This is a genomic window from Salmonella sp. SA15303, assembly GCF_029962125.1.
GTDB classification, from domain to species: domain Bacteria; phylum Pseudomonadota; class Gammaproteobacteria; order Enterobacterales; family Enterobacteriaceae; genus Salmonella; species Salmonella enterica.
Window position 1 is genome coordinate 1,229,155 of record NZ_CP123924.1, and the last position, 16,279, is coordinate 1,245,433.

The following is a 16,279-nucleotide window of genomic DNA, read 5'->3' on the forward strand; positions in this document are numbered from 1 at the left end:
TAAGGAACCGTTATGACTACGCCGCACGTTTTATTTGATTATGTCGGACATCTACCAGAATGCCCCACATGGAGCGAGGATGAAAGCGCGCTGTATTGGACCGATATCCTGGAACAGGAGATCCATCGTTACCATCCGGCGAGTGGGACGCATAGCGTGCTGGTGTTTCCGGAAGAGGTGGGCTGTTTTGCCTTGCGTGAGCAGGGCGGATTTATTGTGGCCATGCGTCATGCTATCTGGCTGGCCGATAAAAATGGATTATTGCAGCGTAAGGTTTGCGACAATCCCTCTAATACGAAACTGGCGCGTTTTAACGATGGCGGCACTGATGGCGATGGACGTTTTTATGCCGGAACGTTCTGGGCGCCAGGTGACTATAATGGCGCGTTGCTGATGCGGATCGATCATGACCTGACGGCAAAAGTGATCCAGTGCGATATCCAGGGACACAACGGCCTGGCGTTCAGCCCGGATAACCAGTGGATGTATACCTCCGATACGCCGAATGGCGTGATATACCGCACGTTACTTGATAAGCATGGCGATCCGGGCAAGCGTGAACTTTTTCGCCATTTTGGCGAAGGAGAAGGACTTCCCGACGGCGCGGCGATGGATAGCGAAGGGTGCTACTGGAGCGCGATGTTTGACGGCTGGCGCGTGGCGCGTTTCTCACCGCAAGAAGAGCAGCTGGAAGAGTACCGGTTGCCGGTACGTTGTCCGACGATGGTTTGCTTTGGCGGCGCAGATATGAAAACGCTGTTTATTACAACTACCAGAGAAAATATGTCTGCTCAGGAAGTGGCGGATTATCCGCTCTCCGGCGCCATCTTCACCCTGCAGGTAGCCGTCGCAGGGATGAAGAAAAGCCGTTTTATTGAACGTCAGGCAGGTTCTACCGGCACGACGTTTTCGCTGGGATAGCAGCCAAGCACTTTCATTGAGCGCGTGATCTCGCCCAGCTCTTTTAGCGCGCTTTGCATTACCTGCGACTCCAGGTTCGCCTGAATATCGAGATAAAACATCTCTTCCCACGGATTGCCGTGAATGGGGCGCGACTCCAGTTTCGTCATGATGAGATTGTGGTTACGCAGCACCAGCAGCGCTTCGACCAGCGCGCCAGCTTGCTGCCCGGTGGCGATTAACAGAGTGGTTTTTGCCGGAACCTGATCGGAAACATTAATGGCTTTGCGCGCCAGTACCAGAAAGCGGGTGATATTCTGCGTCTGGTTTGCGGCGATGCGTTCCAGCACCTGTAATCCGTGCAACATGCCGCCTGCCTCGCTGCCGAGCGCCGCGACGCGCGGAGAGTTTGCCTGCGCGACTTTTTCCATCGCTGCCGACGTACTCTCGGTATAGTCGATTTTCCAGTGCGGATAGCGGCTCAAAAATTTACTGCACTGCTGAAACGGCTGCGGATGGCTGTACACCGTTTCGATGGTATTCAGATCTGTAGCGCCGGAAACCAGCACGCAGTGATCGATAGTGACAGTCATCTCACCGACAATCGACAGACTGGTGTGTTGCAATAAGTCGTACACATCATTGATAGCGCCGGAGCTGGTGTTCTCTATCGGAACCACGGCGTAATCGGCCTGGCCGGTTTCGACCTGATGAAAAATATCGGTGAATTTTGCGCAACCGCTCTCAATAAATTGCTCAAAATGGCGTGCAGCATACTGGCGCGCCGCGAGATGAGAATAGGAGCCTTTCGGCCCAAGAAACGCAATACGTGCCGAATGAGGGTGAGTATTATTCAGATGTTGTTGCAGCAGCGCCTGCTGAGTAAGCACGGAGTCTTCAATGATAAGCTGGAACAGACGGGTAATGTAGTGTGCGTCGAGATGGTGGGCTTTACCGAGATGGATGAGCCTGTCCAGCAGCGCGCGTTCACGATCGATATCCCGAACCGGACGATGCGACAGTAGTTTTGCTTGTCCCACTTCAATCGCCAGCGCGCGTCGTTTTGCCAGTAAGGCCAGTAACTCTTCGTCTAAAGCGCTGATTTTATCTCGCAGCGCCAGTAATGGGTTTTCCGATGTCATAGTGTTGCCTTTTTTGTTATCAATAAAAAAGGCCTCCCGGTGGGGGAGGCCTTCTTGTTCGTCTTCGCATTCTTTATCACATGACGAAACGCCTCCCGGTCAGGGGAAGATAAAAAAGAATGCGAAGAAAAACCGGGTGAGCTTCATAACTGTTTCCTTTGTGTACGTAAGTACAGTACCCGTACTGTTTTAATCCTGTCAACAAAAAACGCGCCCGAAGGCGCGTTGGCGATACACTCAATGTAAGGGACTACTCTTCTTCTGCTTCGACGAAGCTGGCATCTTTCACCGATGCGGTGGCACGACGGGCTTCGCCTTTGTGCTGCACTTTATTGAGCTGCCGTTCCAGCTTGTTGATCAATTCATTAATAGCGGTGTACATATCTTCGTGTTTTGCGCTGGCGACCAGATGTCCGTTCGGTGTATTAATGGTGGCGTCAGCAATAAAGCCCTGTGGCTCTTTAGACAGAATGATATGAGGATTAATCAGGTGAGTTTGCCATTTTTCCAGTTTGGCGAGACGGTCTGCGACATGTTGGCGGATTGCCGGAGTAATTTCCATTTGTTTACTGGTAATGTTCATTGTCATAAATTTTACCTCTTGTCTTTCCCGTCTTGGTGATTCCAGCATACCGTTCTTAATGTCAAAATGTGTGATGTAAATCACATTATTTTGTCACTTTTTGTCAAGGCGAACTTTTTGTGAGGCATCGCAGGAAGAAGCGATCTTTTACTTGAGGAATGGCTGAAAGCAGGCCATATTTGACTGGATGCGTTGCAGTGAAATCATTTCTGTTGCATCAGATACCGAATAAAAAAACGGCAGCCGGAAGGCTGCCGTTTTGCTTGTTTGTATTGCTTCAGGTGTTTTTGCTGTTAGCGGCAATAATTTTCGCGACTTTGTCAGCCTGCGCATTCAGCTGCATCTGACGATAGGCGTTTTCCATCAGCGGCAACGCATCGCGCGTGGCCTGCGTATCAGGATAATTGCGTAGCATACCTTCTACCCGGTTTACGACCGCAACCCATGCGCCGCGCGCGGTATAGTACTCTGCGACGGAATATTCATATTTCGCCAGACGGTCTTTCAGGAATACCAGACGCTTAGTGGCATCGGTGGTGTACTGGCTATTAGGATAGCTGCGTACCAGTTTCGAAAAGTCATTGAACGCCGCCCGCGCATGTTGCGGATCGCGATCGCTGCGATCGACGCCAAAGAAACCTTGCAGCGCGCTATCATCCAGCGCCATGTTCGTCAGGCCGCGCATGTACATGACATAGTCAATATTAGGGTGCGTTGGATTAAGACGCATAAAACGATCGATGGCGGCCTGCGCTAGCGGCAAATCGGCGTTTTTGTAATAGGCGTAGATAAGATCCAACTGCACCTGCTGAGAATACGGTCCGAATGGATAACGATTATCTAACGCTTCCAATTGCGTTATTGCCTGTTTCCAGTTACCGTCCTGCAGCTTTTGCTGAGCAGTCGCGTAGATTTCATTCGGCGGATTATCGGGCACCTCTTCCTTTGAACCCGAGCAACCCGCCAGAAACAGGCTCAACGTGGCTGCTGCCACCAGATATTTCATGCGCGTCATGACGTTTTGACTTTCCTCAAAATGTTTTACGGGAGATTCTCTGTTCCTGCTCCCGGTTAAGACCAGCTACAATAGCACACTATATTAAACGGCAAAGCCGTAAAACCCAACGTTAAACGAAGAAGCTGTATATGGCACAACGAGTACAACTCACCGCAACGGTCTCCGAAAACCAACTCGGTCAACGCTTAGATCAGGCTTTGGCCGAAATGTTCCCGGATTATTCACGTTCGCGTATAAAAGAATGGATTTTGAATCAGCGCGTGTTGGTCAATGGTCAACTTTGCGATAAGCCAAAAGAAAAAGTGTTAGGTGGCGAGCGGGTGGCTATTGATGCGGAGATCGACGAAGAGATTCGTTTTGAAGCGCAGGATATCCCGTTAGATATTGTTTATGAAGATGACGATATTCTGGTTATCAACAAACCACGCGATCTGGTGGTACATCCTGGCGCGGGTAACCCGGACGGTACGGTACTGAACGCGTTGCTACATTATTATCCGCCGATTGCGGATGTCCCGCGCGCGGGCATTGTACATCGTCTGGATAAGGACACGACGGGGCTGATGGTGGTGGCCAAAACCGTTCCGGCGCAAACGCGCCTGGTGGAGTCTTTGCAGCTGCGCGAGATCACCCGCGAATATGAAGCGGTCGCGATCGGACATATGACGGCGGGAGGAACGGTGAATGAACCCATCAGTCGTCACCCGACCAAACGTACCCATATGTCAGTGCATCCCATGGGCAAACCGGCGGTGACCCACTACCGCATTATGGAACATTTCCGTGTGCACACGCGTCTTAGGCTGCGTCTGGAGACCGGGCGTACGCACCAGATCCGCGTGCATATGGCGCATATTACGCACCCGTTAGTGGGCGATCAGGTCTACGGTGGTCGTCCACGTCCACCGAAAGGCGCATCGGAAGAGTTTATTTCCACTCTGCGTAAGTTTGACCGCCAGGCGCTTCATGCAACGATGCTGCGTCTCTACCATCCTGTATCGGGTATCGAAATGGAGTGGCACGCGCCGATTCCACAAGATATGGTGGACCTTATCGATGCGATGCGCGCCGATTTTGAAGATCATAAAGATGATGTGGACTGGTTATGAATGCACTGATTGTCCCGCAGTGGCCGCTGCCGAAAGGCGTCGCAGCCTGTAGTTCTACCCGTATTGGCGGGGTGAGTTTACCGCCTTACGACTCGCTGAATCTGGGCGCGCATTGCGGCGATAACCCGGAGCATGTTGAAGAGAACCGCAAGCGTCTGTTTGCGGCGGGCAATCTGCCTTCGAAACCTGTCTGGCTTGAACAGGTTCACGGTAAAAATGTGTTGAGGCTTACCGGAGAACCTTATGCCTCCAAACGTGCGGATGCGTCTTACAGCAATACGCCAGGAACCGTCTGCGCGGTAATGACGGCAGACTGCCTGCCTGTGCTATTCTGTAACCGTGAGGGAACAGAAGTGGCGGCGGCTCATGCGGGCTGGCGCGGATTATGTGAAGGCGTACTGGAGGAAACTGTCACCTGCTTTGCTGACAAACCAGAAAATATCATCGCCTGGTTAGGTCCGGCGATCGGCCCGACCGCGTTTGAAGTGGGGCCGGAAGTGCGTGACGCATTTTTAGCAAAAGATGCGCAAGCCGATAGCGCATTTTTGCCGCACGGGGAAAAATTTCTGGCGGATATTTATCAGCTTGCACGCCAACGTCTGGCGAATACCGGCGTTGAACATGTCTATGGCGGGGATCGCTGCACCTTTAGCGAAAGTGAGACTTTCTTCTCTTATCGTCGCGACAAGACGACAGGTCGTATGGCAAGTTTTATTTGGCTGATATAACCTAAAGAATCAAGACGATCCGGTACGGGTAACTTTCTTTTCACATAATTCAGGTCATTCACCTTGAATAATTGAGGGATGACCTCATTTAATCTCCAGTAGCAATTTTGACCTGTTATGGGAGGAGTTATGCGTCTGGATCGTCTTACTAACAAATTCCAGCTTGCTCTTGCCGATGCCCAGTCGCTCGCGCTGGGGCACGACAACCAATTCATCGAACCTCTTCATTTAATGAGCGCCTTGCTGAACCAGGAAGGGGGATCGATACGTCCTTTATTAACCTCCGCCGGCATTAATGCTGGCCAGTTGCGCACCGCTATCGATCAGGCGCTGAGCCGTTTACCGCAGGTGGAAGGCACCGGCGGCGACGTACAGCCTTCTTCGGAACTGGTACGCGTACTGAACCTTTGCGACAAGCTGGCGCAAAAACGGGGAGACAATTTTATTTCGTCAGAGCTGTTTGTTCTGGCGGCGCTTGAGTCTCGCGGCACGTTAACCGATCTGCTGAAATCAGCCGGTGCGACCACGGCCAATATCACTCAGGCAATTGAACAGATGCGCGGAGGTGAAAGCGTGAACGATCAAGGGGCTGAAGACCAACGTCAGGCCTTGAAAAAATATACCGTCGATCTGACCGAGCGGGCTGAACAAGGCAAGCTTGACCCGGTAATTGGTCGTGATGAAGAAATTCGCCGTACCATTCAGGTACTGCAACGTCGTACCAAAAACAACCCGGTGTTAATCGGTGAGCCAGGGGTCGGTAAAACGGCAATTGTTGAAGGACTGGCGCAGCGCATTATTAACGGTGAAGTCCCTGAAGGCTTAAAAGGTCGCCGCGTACTGGCGCTGGATATGGGCGCGCTGGTGGCGGGGGCGAAATATCGCGGCGAATTTGAAGAGCGTCTGAAAGGCGTGCTGAACGATCTGGCGAAACAGGAAGGCAACGTCATCCTGTTTATTGACGAGCTGCACACGATGGTTGGCGCAGGTAAGGCTGATGGCGCAATGGACGCCGGGAATATGCTGAAACCGGCGCTGGCGCGTGGTGAACTGCACTGTGTGGGCGCCACCACGCTGGATGAATACCGTCAGTACATTGAAAAAGACGCGGCGCTGGAACGTCGTTTTCAAAAAGTGTTTGTCGCAGAACCTTCAGTGGAAGACACCATCGCTATTCTGCGTGGCCTGAAAGAACGTTACGAGCTGCACCACCATGTGCAGATCACTGACCCGGCGATTGTGGCGGCGGCAACATTATCTCACCGCTATATCGCCGACCGTCAGTTGCCGGATAAAGCTATCGACCTCATCGATGAAGCTGCATCCAGCATTCGTATGCAGATTGACTCTAAGCCGGAGGAGCTGGACAGACTCGACCGCCGCATTATTCAGCTCAAACTGGAACAGCAGGCGTTGATGAAAGAGTCTGACGAGGCGAGTAAAAAACGTCTCGATATGCTCAACGAAGAACTGGACGACAAAGAGCGCCAGTATTCTGAGCTGGAAGAAGAGTGGAAAGCGGAAAAAGCGTCGCTCTCTGGTACGCAAACTATTAAAGCGGAGCTGGAGCAGGCGAAGATTGCCATCGAGCAGGCGCGTCGCGTTGGCGACCTGGCGCGAATGTCTGAACTGCAGTACGGCAAAATTCCGGAGCTGGAAAAACAGCTGGAAGCCGCGACCCAGTCGGAAGGTAAAACCATGCGTCTGTTACGTAACAAAGTAACGGATGCGGAAATTGCCGAAGTGCTAGCGCGCTGGACCGGTATTCCGGTTTCCAGAATGCTGGAAGGCGAACGTGAAAAACTGTTGCGTATGGAACAAGAGTTACACAGCCGTGTGATCGGGCAGAATGAAGCCGTTGAAGCAGTATCGAACGCCATACGTCGTAGCCGTGCTGGGCTGTCCGATCCGAACCGTCCGATTGGTTCCTTCCTGTTCCTGGGGCCGACGGGGGTCGGTAAAACCGAACTGTGTAAAGCACTGGCTAACTTTATGTTCGACAGCGACGACGCGATGGTGCGTATCGACATGTCTGAGTTTATGGAGAAACACTCCGTGTCTCGTTTGGTCGGGGCGCCTCCGGGATATGTCGGCTATGAAGAAGGCGGTTATTTGACGGAAGCGGTGCGCCGTCGCCCTTATTCCGTCATCTTGTTGGATGAAGTGGAAAAAGCGCATCCGGATGTATTCAACATTCTGTTGCAGGTGCTGGACGACGGTCGACTGACTGACGGGCAGGGGAGAACGGTCGACTTCCGTAATACGGTGGTCATTATGACTTCTAACCTCGGTTCCGATCTCATTCAGGAGCGCTTTGGCGAACTGGATTACGGTCGAATGAAAGAGATGGTGCTGGGTGTGGTTAGCCAAAACTTCCGTCCGGAATTTATCAACCGTATTGATGAAGTTGTGGTATTCCATCCGTTAGGTGAACAACACATCGCTTCTATTGCTCAGATCCAGCTGCAGCGTCTGTACAAACGTCTGGAAGAACGTGGTTATGAAATCCATATCTCCGACGAGGCGCTGAAACTGTTGAGCGCCAACGGTTACGATCCGGTCTACGGGGCGCGTCCGTTAAAACGTGCTATTCAACAGCAGATCGAAAACCCACTGGCGCAGCAAATCCTGTCTGGTGAACTGGTTCCTGGCAAAGTGATTCGCCTTGAAGCCAATGATGATCGTATTGTGGCAGTGCAGTAAGTCACAAATTTGAATAAAACGGGCCCTGACGGGCTCGTTTTTGTTTAAAAACCAGGCGAAAATAGGCTTTTGGTTCAAATGTTGTTTGAAAAGTGAACGGTTGAGCTTTTTTTTGCATTTAGGTCTTGTCAGGCTCTAATAACTCCCTATAATGCGCCACCACTGACACGGAACAACGGCATACAGGCCGCCGGGTCAGAAAAGCTTCGTTAAGAAGTCTGTGAGGAAAGCGAAAATAAAGGCTTGACTCAAAAAGAGGAAAGCGTAATATACGCCACCTCGCGACGGTGAGCTGCAAGCCGCGTCGCACCTGCTCTTTAACAATTTATCAGACAATCTGTGTGGGCACTCGAAGATACGGATTCTTAACGTCCTCGGACGAAAAATGAATACCAAATCTCAAGAGTGAACACGTAATTCATTACGAAGTTTAATTCTTTGAGCATCAAACTTTTAAATTGAAGAGTTTGATCATGGCTCAGATTGAACGCTGGCGGCAGGCCTAACACATGCAAGTCGAACGGTAACAGGAAGCAGCTTGCTGCTTTGCTGACGAGTGGCGGACGGGTGAGTAATGTCTGGGAAACTGCCTGATGGAGGGGGATAACTACTGGAAACGGTGGCTAATACCGCATAACGTCGCAAGACCAAAGAGGGGGACCTTCGGGCCTCTTGCCATCAGATGTGCCCAGATGGGATTAGCTTGTTGGTGAGGTAACGGCTCACCAAGGCGACGATCCCTAGCTGGTCTGAGAGGATGACCAGCCACACTGGAACTGAGACACGGTCCAGACTCCTACGGGAGGCAGCAGTGGGGAATATTGCACAATGGGCGCAAGCCTGATGCAGCCATGCCGCGTGTATGAAGAAGGCCTTCGGGTTGTAAAGTACTTTCAGCGGGGAGGAAGGTGTTGTGGTTAATAACCGCAGCAATTGACGTTACCCGCAGAAGAAGCACCGGCTAACTCCGTGCCAGCAGCCGCGGTAATACGGAGGGTGCAAGCGTTAATCGGAATTACTGGGCGTAAAGCGCACGCAGGCGGTCTGTCAAGTCGGATGTGAAATCCCCGGGCTCAACCTGGGAACTGCATTCGAAACTGGCAGGCTTGAGTCTTGTAGAGGGGGGTAGAATTCCAGGTGTAGCGGTGAAATGCGTAGAGATCTGGAGGAATACCGGTGGCGAAGGCGGCCCCCTGGACAAAGACTGACGCTCAGGTGCGAAAGCGTGGGGAGCAAACAGGATTAGATACCCTGGTAGTCCACGCCGTAAACGATGTCTACTTGGAGGTTGTGCCCTTGAGGCGTGGCTTCCGGAGCTAACGCGTTAAGTAGACCGCCTGGGGAGTACGGCCGCAAGGTTAAAACTCAAATGAATTGACGGGGGCCCGCACAAGCGGTGGAGCATGTGGTTTAATTCGATGCAACGCGAAGAACCTTACCTGGTCTTGACATCCACAGAACTTTCCAGAGATGGATTGGTGCCTTCGGGAACTGTGAGACAGGTGCTGCATGGCTGTCGTCAGCTCGTGTTGTGAAATGTTGGGTTAAGTCCCGCAACGAGCGCAACCCTTATCCTTTGTTGCCAGCGATTAGGTCGGGAACTCAAAGGAGACTGCCAGTGATAAACTGGAGGAAGGTGGGGATGACGTCAAGTCATCATGGCCCTTACGACCAGGGCTACACACGTGCTACAATGGCGCATACAAAGAGAAGCGACCTCGCGAGAGCAAGCGGACCTCATAAAGTGCGTCGTAGTCCGGATTGGAGTCTGCAACTCGACTCCATGAAGTCGGAATCGCTAGTAATCGTGGATCAGAATGCCACGGTGAATACGTTCCCGGGCCTTGTACACACCGCCCGTCACACCATGGGAGTGGGTTGCAAAAGAAGTAGGTAGCTTAACCTTCGGGAGGGCGCTTACCACTTTGTGATTCATGACTGGGGTGAAGTCGTAACAAGGTAACCGTAGGGGAACCTGCGGTTGGATCACCTCCTTACCTTAAAGAAGCGTACTTTGCAGTGCTCACACAGATTGTCTGATGAAAAGTAAATAGCAAGGCGTCTTGCGAAGCAGACTGATACGTCCCCTTCGTCTAGAGGCCCAGGACACCGCCCTTTCACGGCGGTAACAGGGGTTCGAATCCCCTAGGGGACGCCACTTGCTGGTTTGTGAGTGAAAGTCACCTGCCCTAATATCTCAAAACTGACTTACGAGTCACGTTTGAGATATTTGCTCTTTAAAAATCTGGATCAAGCTGAAAATTGAAACACAGAACAACGAAAGTTGTTCGTGAGTCTCTCAAATTTTCGCAGCACGATGATGAATCGTAAGAAACATCTTCGGGTTGTGAGGTTAAGCGACTAAGCGTACACGGTGGATGCCCTGGCAGTCAGAGGCGATGAAGGGCGTGCTAATCTGCGATAAGCGCCGGTAAGGTGATATGAACCGTTATAACCGGCGATACCCGAATGGGGAAACCCAGTGTGATTCGTCACACTATCATTAACTGAATCCATAGGTTAATGAGGCGAACCGGGGGAACTGAAACATCTAAGTACCCCGAGGAAAAGAAATCAACCGAGATTCCCCCAGTAGCGGCGAGCGAACGGGGAGGAGCCCAGAGCCTGAATCAGCATGTGTGTTAGTGGAAGCGTCTGGAAAGGCGCGCGATACAGGGTGACAGCCCCGTACACAAAAGCGCATGTGCTGTGAGCTCGATGAGTAGGGCGGGACACGTGGTATCCTGTCTGAATATGGGGGGACCATCCTCCAAGGCTAAATACTCCTGACTGACCGATAGTGAACCAGTACCGTGAGGGAAAGGCGAAAAGAACCCCGGCGAGGGGAGTGAAAAAGAACCTGAAACCGTGTACGTACAAGCAGTGGGAGCCCCACCACCAAAGCATTCTCTGGTGTTGAAGGCCCTGCAAAGCAGCATCGCGGTGGCGGAGCGTCGTTTGCGACGCCCAACACACAAAACAAGCGGTGAATGCTTTGGGGTGGGGTGACTGCGTACCTTTTGTATAATGGGTCAGCGACTTATATTCTGTAGCAAGGTTAACCGAATAGGGGAGCCGGAGGGAAACCGAGTCTTAATTGGGCGTTAAGTTGCAGGGTATAGACCCGAAACCCGGTGATCTAGCCATGGGCAGGTTGAAGGTTGGGTAACACTAACTGGAGGACCGAACCGACTAATGTTGAAAAATTAGCGGATGACCTGTGGCTGGGGGTGAAAGGCCAATCAAACCGGGAGATAGCTGGTTCTCCCCGAAAGCTATTTAGGTAGCGCCTCGTGAATTCATCTCCGGGGGTAGAGCACTGTTTCGGCTAGGGGGCCATCCCGGCTTACCAACCCGATGCAAACTGCGAATACCGGAGAATGTTATCACGGGAGACACACGGCGGGTGCTAACGTCCGTCGTGAAGAGGGAAACAACCCAGACCGCCAGCTAAGGTCCCAAAGTCATGGTTAAGTGGGAAACGATGTGGGAAGGCCCAGACAGCCAGGATGTTGGCTTAGAAGCAGCCATCATTTAAAGAAAGCGTAATAGCTCACTGGTCGAGTCGGCCTGCGCGGAAGATGTAACGGGGCTAAACCATGCACCGAAGCTGCGGCAGCGACGCTGATGCGTTGTTGGGTAGGGGAGCGTTCTGTAAGCCTGCGAAGGTGACCTGTGAGGGTTGCTGGAGGTATCAGAAGTGCGAATGCTGACATAAGTAACGATAAAGCGGGTGAAAAGCCCGCTCGCCGGAAGACCAAGGGTTCCTGTCCAACGTTAATCGGGGCAGGGTGAGTCGACCCCTAAGGCGAGGCCGAAAGGCGTAGTCGATGGGAAACGGGTTAATATTCCCGTACTTGGTGTTACTGCGAAGGGGGGACGGAGAAGGCTATGTTGGCCGGGCGACGGTTGTCCCGGTTTAAGCGTGTAGGTGTGTGTTCCAGGTAAATCCGGTTCACTTTAACACTGAGGCGTGATGACGAGGCACTACGGTGCTGAAGCAACAAATGCCCTGCTTCCAGGAAAAGCCTCTAAGCATCAGGTAACATCAAATCGTACCCCAAACCGACACAGGTGGTCAGGTAGAGAATACCAAGGCGCTTGAGAGAACTCGGGTGAAGGAACTAGGCAAAATGGTGCCGTAACTTCGGGAGAAGGCACGCTGACACGTAGGTGAAGTGATTTACTCATGGAGCTGAAGTCAGTCGAAGATACCAGCTGGCTGCAACTGTTTATTAAAAACACAGCACTGTGCAAACACGAAAGTGGACGTATACGGTGTGACGCCTGCCCGGTGCCGGAAGGTTAATTGATGGGGTCAGCGCAAGCGAAGCTCCTGATCGAAGCCCCGGTAAACGGCGGCCGTAACTATAACGGTCCTAAGGTAGCGAAATTCCTTGTCGGGTAAGTTCCGACCTGCACGAATGGCGTAATGATGGCCAGGCTGTCTCCACCCGAGACTCAGTGAAATTGAACTCGCTGTGAAGATGCAGTGTACCCGCGGCAAGACGGAAAGACCCCGTGAACCTTTACTATAGCTTGACACTGAACATTGAGCCTTGATGTGTAGGATAGGTGGGAGGCTTTGAAGCGTGGACGCCAGTCTGCGTGGAGCCGACCTTGAAATACCACCCTTTAATGTTTGATGTTCTAACGTGGACCCGTGATCCGGGTTGCGGACAGTGTCTGGTGGGTAGTTTGACTGGGGCGGTCTCCTCCTAAAGAGTAACGGAGGAGCACGAAGGTTGGCTAATCCTGGTCGGACATCAGGAGGTTAGTGCAATGGCATAAGCCAGCTTGACTGCGAGCGTGACGGCGCGAGCAGGTGCGAAAGCAGGTCATAGTGATCCGGTGGTTCTGAATGGAAGGGCCATCGCTCAACGGATAAAAGGTACTCCGGGGATAACAGGCTGATACCGCCCAAGAGTTCATATCGACGGCGGTGTTTGGCACCTCGATGTCGGCTCATCACATCCTGGGGCTGAAGTAGGTCCCAAGGGTATGGCTGTTCGCCATTTAAAGTGGTACGCGAGCTGGGTTTAGAACGTCGTGAGACAGTTCGGTCCCTATCTGCCGTGGGCGCTGGAGAACTGAGGGGGGCTGCTCCTAGTACGAGAGGACCGGAGTGGACGCATCACTGGTGTTCGGGTTGTCATGCCAATGGCACTGCCCGGTAGCTAAATGCGGAAGAGATAAGTGCTGAAAGCATCTAAGCACGAAACTTGCCCCGAGATGAGTTCTCCCTGAGACTTTAGGTCTCCTGAAGGAACGTTGAAGACGACGACGTTGATAGGCCGGGTGTGTAAGCGCAGCGATGCGTTGAGCTAACCGGTACTAATGAACCGTGAGGCTTAACCTTACAACGCCGAAGATGTTTTGGCGGATGAGAAGACGATTTTCAGCAGTGATTCCGGATTTTCGGGAACGAAAGATTTTACGCTGAGGCAAGGCGGCAAATGAAGGAAAGGAAGGAGCATACAGAAGTATGTGACTGACTTTACGAATGCAGCCAACGCAGCATCGGTGTAAAAGATTCGTTTCTGGCAACAGAATTTGCCTGGCGGCACTAGCGCGGTGGTCCCACCTGACCCCATGCCGAACTCAGAAGTGAAACGCCGTAGCGCCGATGGTAGTGTGGGGTCTCCCCATGCGAGAGTAGGGAACTGCCAGGCATCAAATAAAACGAAGGGCCCTGTCGGAAGACAGGGCCTTTTGTTTTTGTCTGTTTCTGCCGGATGGCGGCTCCGCCTTATGCGGCCTACAGGAATTATCCCGCCTACGAAGTTGGTGCTCTTGTAGAACTGATAAGAGCACAACCCACCCAATCATTAACGATGAACTATCCTTTACACGTGCTTATATAAGCAGTGAGGATTTTCATTGGCTATCAAACCTTTTAACTACCAGCAGGACTTTTCCAGCATCGACTTCCGCCAGCAGCCTGAATTGTATCAGGTTGGACGAGGCGAGCAGGGGGTGCTACTGGTTGAACCCTACAAAAGCGAAATTCTTCCTTTCTGGCGCTATAAAGATGAAGCATCGGCGATGAAATCCGCAGAACAGATCTACCAGTTGTTCGAAGCTTACCGGCAGCAGGATGATTTCGTTGGTATGGACATGGCGCGTAAATTTATTCAGATGGGATACACCCGCGCCAGGCGATACGCTAACTATAAAGGCGGTAAAAAGTATGCAGAAGACGGCAGCCTGAATACACGGGGTAATGATCCTATTAAGGCCGCGGCGGCAACGGTTTTCAAAGGTTGGTGGGATAAAATCCGTCAGGACGAAGACTATCTGAAACGGAAACGCCAGCATCAGGCACGGTGGGGATAAAAATTAGCAAACAAATAATTAACACTTTATTTACTTTTGGGTCTCGCGTAATCTGAATCTCCAAAATAAAAGGCCGATTAAGCCTGGCAACAAGGAGAACAGTATGGCAGAAATTATTCAGCGTATAGATAAAAACAACGCTGAGGCTCCGGAGATGCGGCGACGCATATGGGCTATCGTGGGGGCCTCTTCCGGAAACTTAGTGGAATGGTTTGATTTCTACGTCTACTCTTTCTGCTCGCTCTATTTTGCACATATCTTCTTTCCTTCTGGTAATACCACTACTCAGCTTTTGCAAACGGCAGGCGTCTTTGCCGCCGGTTTTTTAATGCGGCCTATCGGTGGTTGGCTATTTGGACGCATTGCAGATCGACGCGGGCGCAAAGCCTCAATGTTGATTTCGGTGTGCATGATGTGCATGGGGTCGCTGGTGATTGCCTGCTTACCTGGTTACGATACCATCGGCACCTGGGCACCGGCGCTGCTACTTATTGCAAGGTTATTTCAGGGGCTCTCGGTAGGGGGAGAGTATGGGACCAGCGCGACATATATGAGTGAAGTTGCGCTTGAAGGTCGTAAGGGATTTTTCGCGTCGTTTCAGTACGTTACGCTTATCGGTGGCCAACTACTGGCATTGCTGGTCGTTGTGATTTTGCAGCAGGTTCTGGACGATGCTGAGCTTCGTGCCTGGGGATGGCGTATTCCCTTTGCGCTGGGCGCCGTGCTGGCGGTTGTGGCGTTATGGCTACGTCGCCAGCTGGATGAAACCTCGAAGCATGAGACTCGCGCATTAAAAGAAGCCGGTTCGTTGAAAGGTTTGTGGCGTAATCGCAAAGCCTTTTTGATGGTGCTTGGTTTCACCGCGGCAGGCTCGCTGTGCTTTTATACCTTCACCACCTATATGCAGAAATATCTGGTAAATACAGCAGGTATGCATGCCAATGTCGCCAGCGGCATTATGACGGCTGCGCTGTGTGTTTTCATGTTGGTGCAGCCGTTATTCGGCGCGTTATCCGATAAGATTGGCAGGCGCACCTCTATGCTATGTTTTGGCGCACTCGCGACGCTTTTCACCGTTCCAATTCTCTCCGCGTTGCAGAATGTGACGTCGCCTTATGCCGCATTTGCTTTAGTGATATGCGCGCTATTGATTGTGAGTTTCTATACCTCGATTAGCGGGATCCTGAAAGCGGAGATGTTTCCGGCGCAGGTTCGCGCCCTGGGCGTCGGTTTATCTTACGCGGTAGCAAACGCGTTATTTGGCGGCTCTGCGGAATATGTCGCGCTGTCGCTAAAATCTGTCGGTATGGAGAGTTCGTTCTTCTGGTATGTTACCGCGATGGCCGTTCTGGCTTTCCTGGTTTCGTTGATGTTGCACCGTAAAGGAAAGGGCTTACGCCTTTAGTATCGCGCCATTTGCCAGATAGCGTAACCGGTTGTCGCGCCAGCGACATCCCAGACAAAATCTTTCCAGCTCCAGCCGCTGCCTTCCGGGCGGCTGTCCCAGAGTTCTTTTGAGGCTCCGAGACTCAAAGAAAACATCAGCCCTATCGCTGCGCTGCGGTCAGGGCTTACTCCCTGGTGACGCGCATACTCATTACCGGCTGCCGATAGCATCGCTGATGCCATAAAATGCTGGGCTTTATCCTGACCGCTCCAGTGGTCGTTAGCCAGATGGCTGCACCCGGAGAGAAACAACACCGTAAAAGGAATCAACACGCGCACCAGTTCACTCCTAAGAGAAAACCCCGTACAGGACG

The 16,279-nt window shown here is 52.1% G+C and carries 11 protein-coding genes, 1 tRNA gene, 3 rRNA genes and 1 other annotated feature; of the genes, 10 read left to right on the forward strand and 5 right to left on the reverse strand.

The features are described from left to right. The first annotated feature begins 12 nt into the window (after positions 1–12). On the forward strand, positions 13–921 hold the full coding sequence (locus QEN31_RS05945) for an SMP-30/gluconolactonase/LRE family protein (protein ID WP_000210995.1): 909 nt from the start codon (positions 13–15) through the stop codon (positions 919–921). Here QEN31_RS05945 and pheA read toward each other — a convergent pair. From pheA to bamD, 4 genes are all read right to left on the reverse strand, one after another. Then, the gene (pheA, locus tag QEN31_RS05950; RefSeq protein WP_000200080.1) at positions 882–2,042 is read right to left on the reverse strand and encodes a bifunctional chorismate mutase/prephenate dehydratase; all 1,161 of its coding nucleotides are present in this window, start codon (positions 2,040–2,042) and stop codon (positions 882–884) included. The genes QEN31_RS05945 and pheA overlap by 40 nt on opposite strands. 22 nt (positions 2,043–2,064) lie before the next feature. Then, positions 2,065–2,190, reverse strand: a sequence feature (Phe leader region). Beyond that, on the reverse strand, positions 2,142–2,189 hold the full coding sequence (gene pheL / locus QEN31_RS05955) for a pheA operon leader peptide PheL (protein WP_010989056.1): 48 nt from the start codon (positions 2,187–2,189) through the stop codon (positions 2,142–2,144). Its footprint overlaps the feature before it by 48 nt. A gap of 102 nt (positions 2,191–2,292) precedes the next feature. Next, positions 2,293–2,631 carry a ribosome-associated translation inhibitor RaiA gene (gene raiA, locus QEN31_RS05960; RefSeq protein WP_000178449.1) on the reverse strand — a complete coding sequence of 113 codons (339 nt, stop codon included), beginning with the start codon at positions 2,629–2,631 and terminating at the stop codon, positions 2,293–2,295. 271 nt (positions 2,632–2,902) lie between these two features. Next, complete coding sequence (bamD, locus tag QEN31_RS05965; protein WP_000197660.1) at positions 2,903–3,640, reverse strand: outer membrane protein assembly factor BamD; 738 nt, start codon at positions 3,638–3,640, stop codon at positions 2,903–2,905. A gap of 131 nt (positions 3,641–3,771) precedes the next feature. Here bamD and rluD point away from each other — a divergent pair, with 131 nt between their 5' ends. From rluD to QEN31_RS06010, 9 genes are all read left to right on the forward strand, one after another. Beyond that, a complete protein-coding gene (rluD, locus tag QEN31_RS05970) occupies positions 3,772–4,752 on the forward strand; it encodes a 23S rRNA pseudouridine(1911/1915/1917) synthase RluD (protein ID WP_000079130.1) in 981 nt (326 codons plus the stop codon). After that, positions 4,749–5,480 (forward strand): purine nucleoside phosphorylase YfiH, encoded by a 732-nt coding sequence (yfiH, locus tag QEN31_RS05975; RefSeq protein ID WP_000992639.1) that lies wholly within the window; start codon positions 4,749–4,751, stop codon positions 5,478–5,480. Before rluD ends, yfiH begins: the two co-directional genes overlap by 4 nt. A gap of 129 nt (positions 5,481–5,609) precedes the next feature. After that, the gene (gene clpB / locus QEN31_RS05980; RefSeq protein WP_001235094.1) at positions 5,610–8,183 is read left to right on the forward strand and encodes an ATP-dependent chaperone ClpB; all 2,574 of its coding nucleotides are present in this window, start codon (positions 5,610–5,612) and stop codon (positions 8,181–8,183) included. Positions 8,184–8,638: 455 nt separating this feature from the next. After that, a 16S ribosomal RNA gene (locus QEN31_RS05985) occupies positions 8,639–10,180 on the forward strand. Positions 10,181–10,265: 85 nt separating this feature from the next. Next, positions 10,266–10,341: transfer RNA gene (locus QEN31_RS05990), tRNA-Glu, on the forward strand. Between the two features lie 193 nt (positions 10,342–10,534). Then, a 23S ribosomal RNA gene (locus QEN31_RS05995) occupies positions 10,535–13,542 on the forward strand. Positions 13,543–13,739: 197 nt separating this feature from the next. Beyond that, positions 13,740–13,855: ribosomal RNA gene (rrf, locus tag QEN31_RS06000) — 5S ribosomal RNA — on the forward strand. The 16S, 23S and 5S rRNA genes sit together here with 1 tRNA gene alongside, the layout of an rRNA operon. Positions 13,856–14,063: 208 nt before the next feature. Then, entirely contained in the window at positions 14,064–14,519 is a 456-nt protein-coding gene (locus tag QEN31_RS06005) for a DUF4385 domain-containing protein (protein WP_000985653.1), read from the forward strand. 103 nt (positions 14,520–14,622) lie between these two features. Beyond that, the gene (locus tag QEN31_RS06010) at positions 14,623–15,924 is read left to right on the forward strand and encodes an MFS transporter (protein WP_000807809.1); all 1,302 of its coding nucleotides are present in this window, start codon (positions 14,623–14,625) and stop codon (positions 15,922–15,924) included. Here QEN31_RS06010 and QEN31_RS06015 read toward each other — a convergent pair. Then, complete coding sequence (locus QEN31_RS06015) at positions 15,921–16,244, reverse strand: YfiM family lipoprotein (protein WP_001264473.1); 324 nt, start codon at positions 16,242–16,244, stop codon at positions 15,921–15,923. The two genes, QEN31_RS06010 and QEN31_RS06015, sit on opposite strands and share 4 nt — an antisense overlap. Positions 16,245–16,279: the final 35 nt, after the last annotated feature.

Bases quoted from the DNA above. Each gene is read 5' to 3' on its own strand.
- raiA (WP_000178449.1), bottom strand. From the start codon at position 2,631: ATGACAATGAACATTACCAGTAAACAAATGGAAATTACTCCGGCAATC.
- pheA (WP_000200080.1), bottom strand. From the start codon at position 2,042: ATGACATCGGAAAACCCATTACTGGCGCTGCGAGATAAAATCAGCGCT.
- clpB (WP_001235094.1), top strand. From the start codon at position 5,610: ATGCGTCTGGATCGTCTTACTAACAAATTCCAGCTTGCTCTTGCCGAT.
- QEN31_RS05945 (WP_000210995.1), top strand. From the start codon at position 13: ATGACTACGCCGCACGTTTTATTTGATTATGTCGGACATCTACCAGAA.
- bamD (WP_000197660.1), bottom strand. From the start codon at position 3,640: ATGACGCGCATGAAATATCTGGTGGCAGCAGCCACGTTGAGCCTGTTT.
- yfiH (WP_000992639.1), top strand. From the start codon at position 4,749: ATGAATGCACTGATTGTCCCGCAGTGGCCGCTGCCGAAAGGCGTCGCA.
- rluD (WP_000079130.1), top strand. From the start codon at position 3,772: ATGGCACAACGAGTACAACTCACCGCAACGGTCTCCGAAAACCAACTC.
- QEN31_RS06010 (WP_000807809.1), top strand. From the start codon at position 14,623: ATGGCAGAAATTATTCAGCGTATAGATAAAAACAACGCTGAGGCTCCG.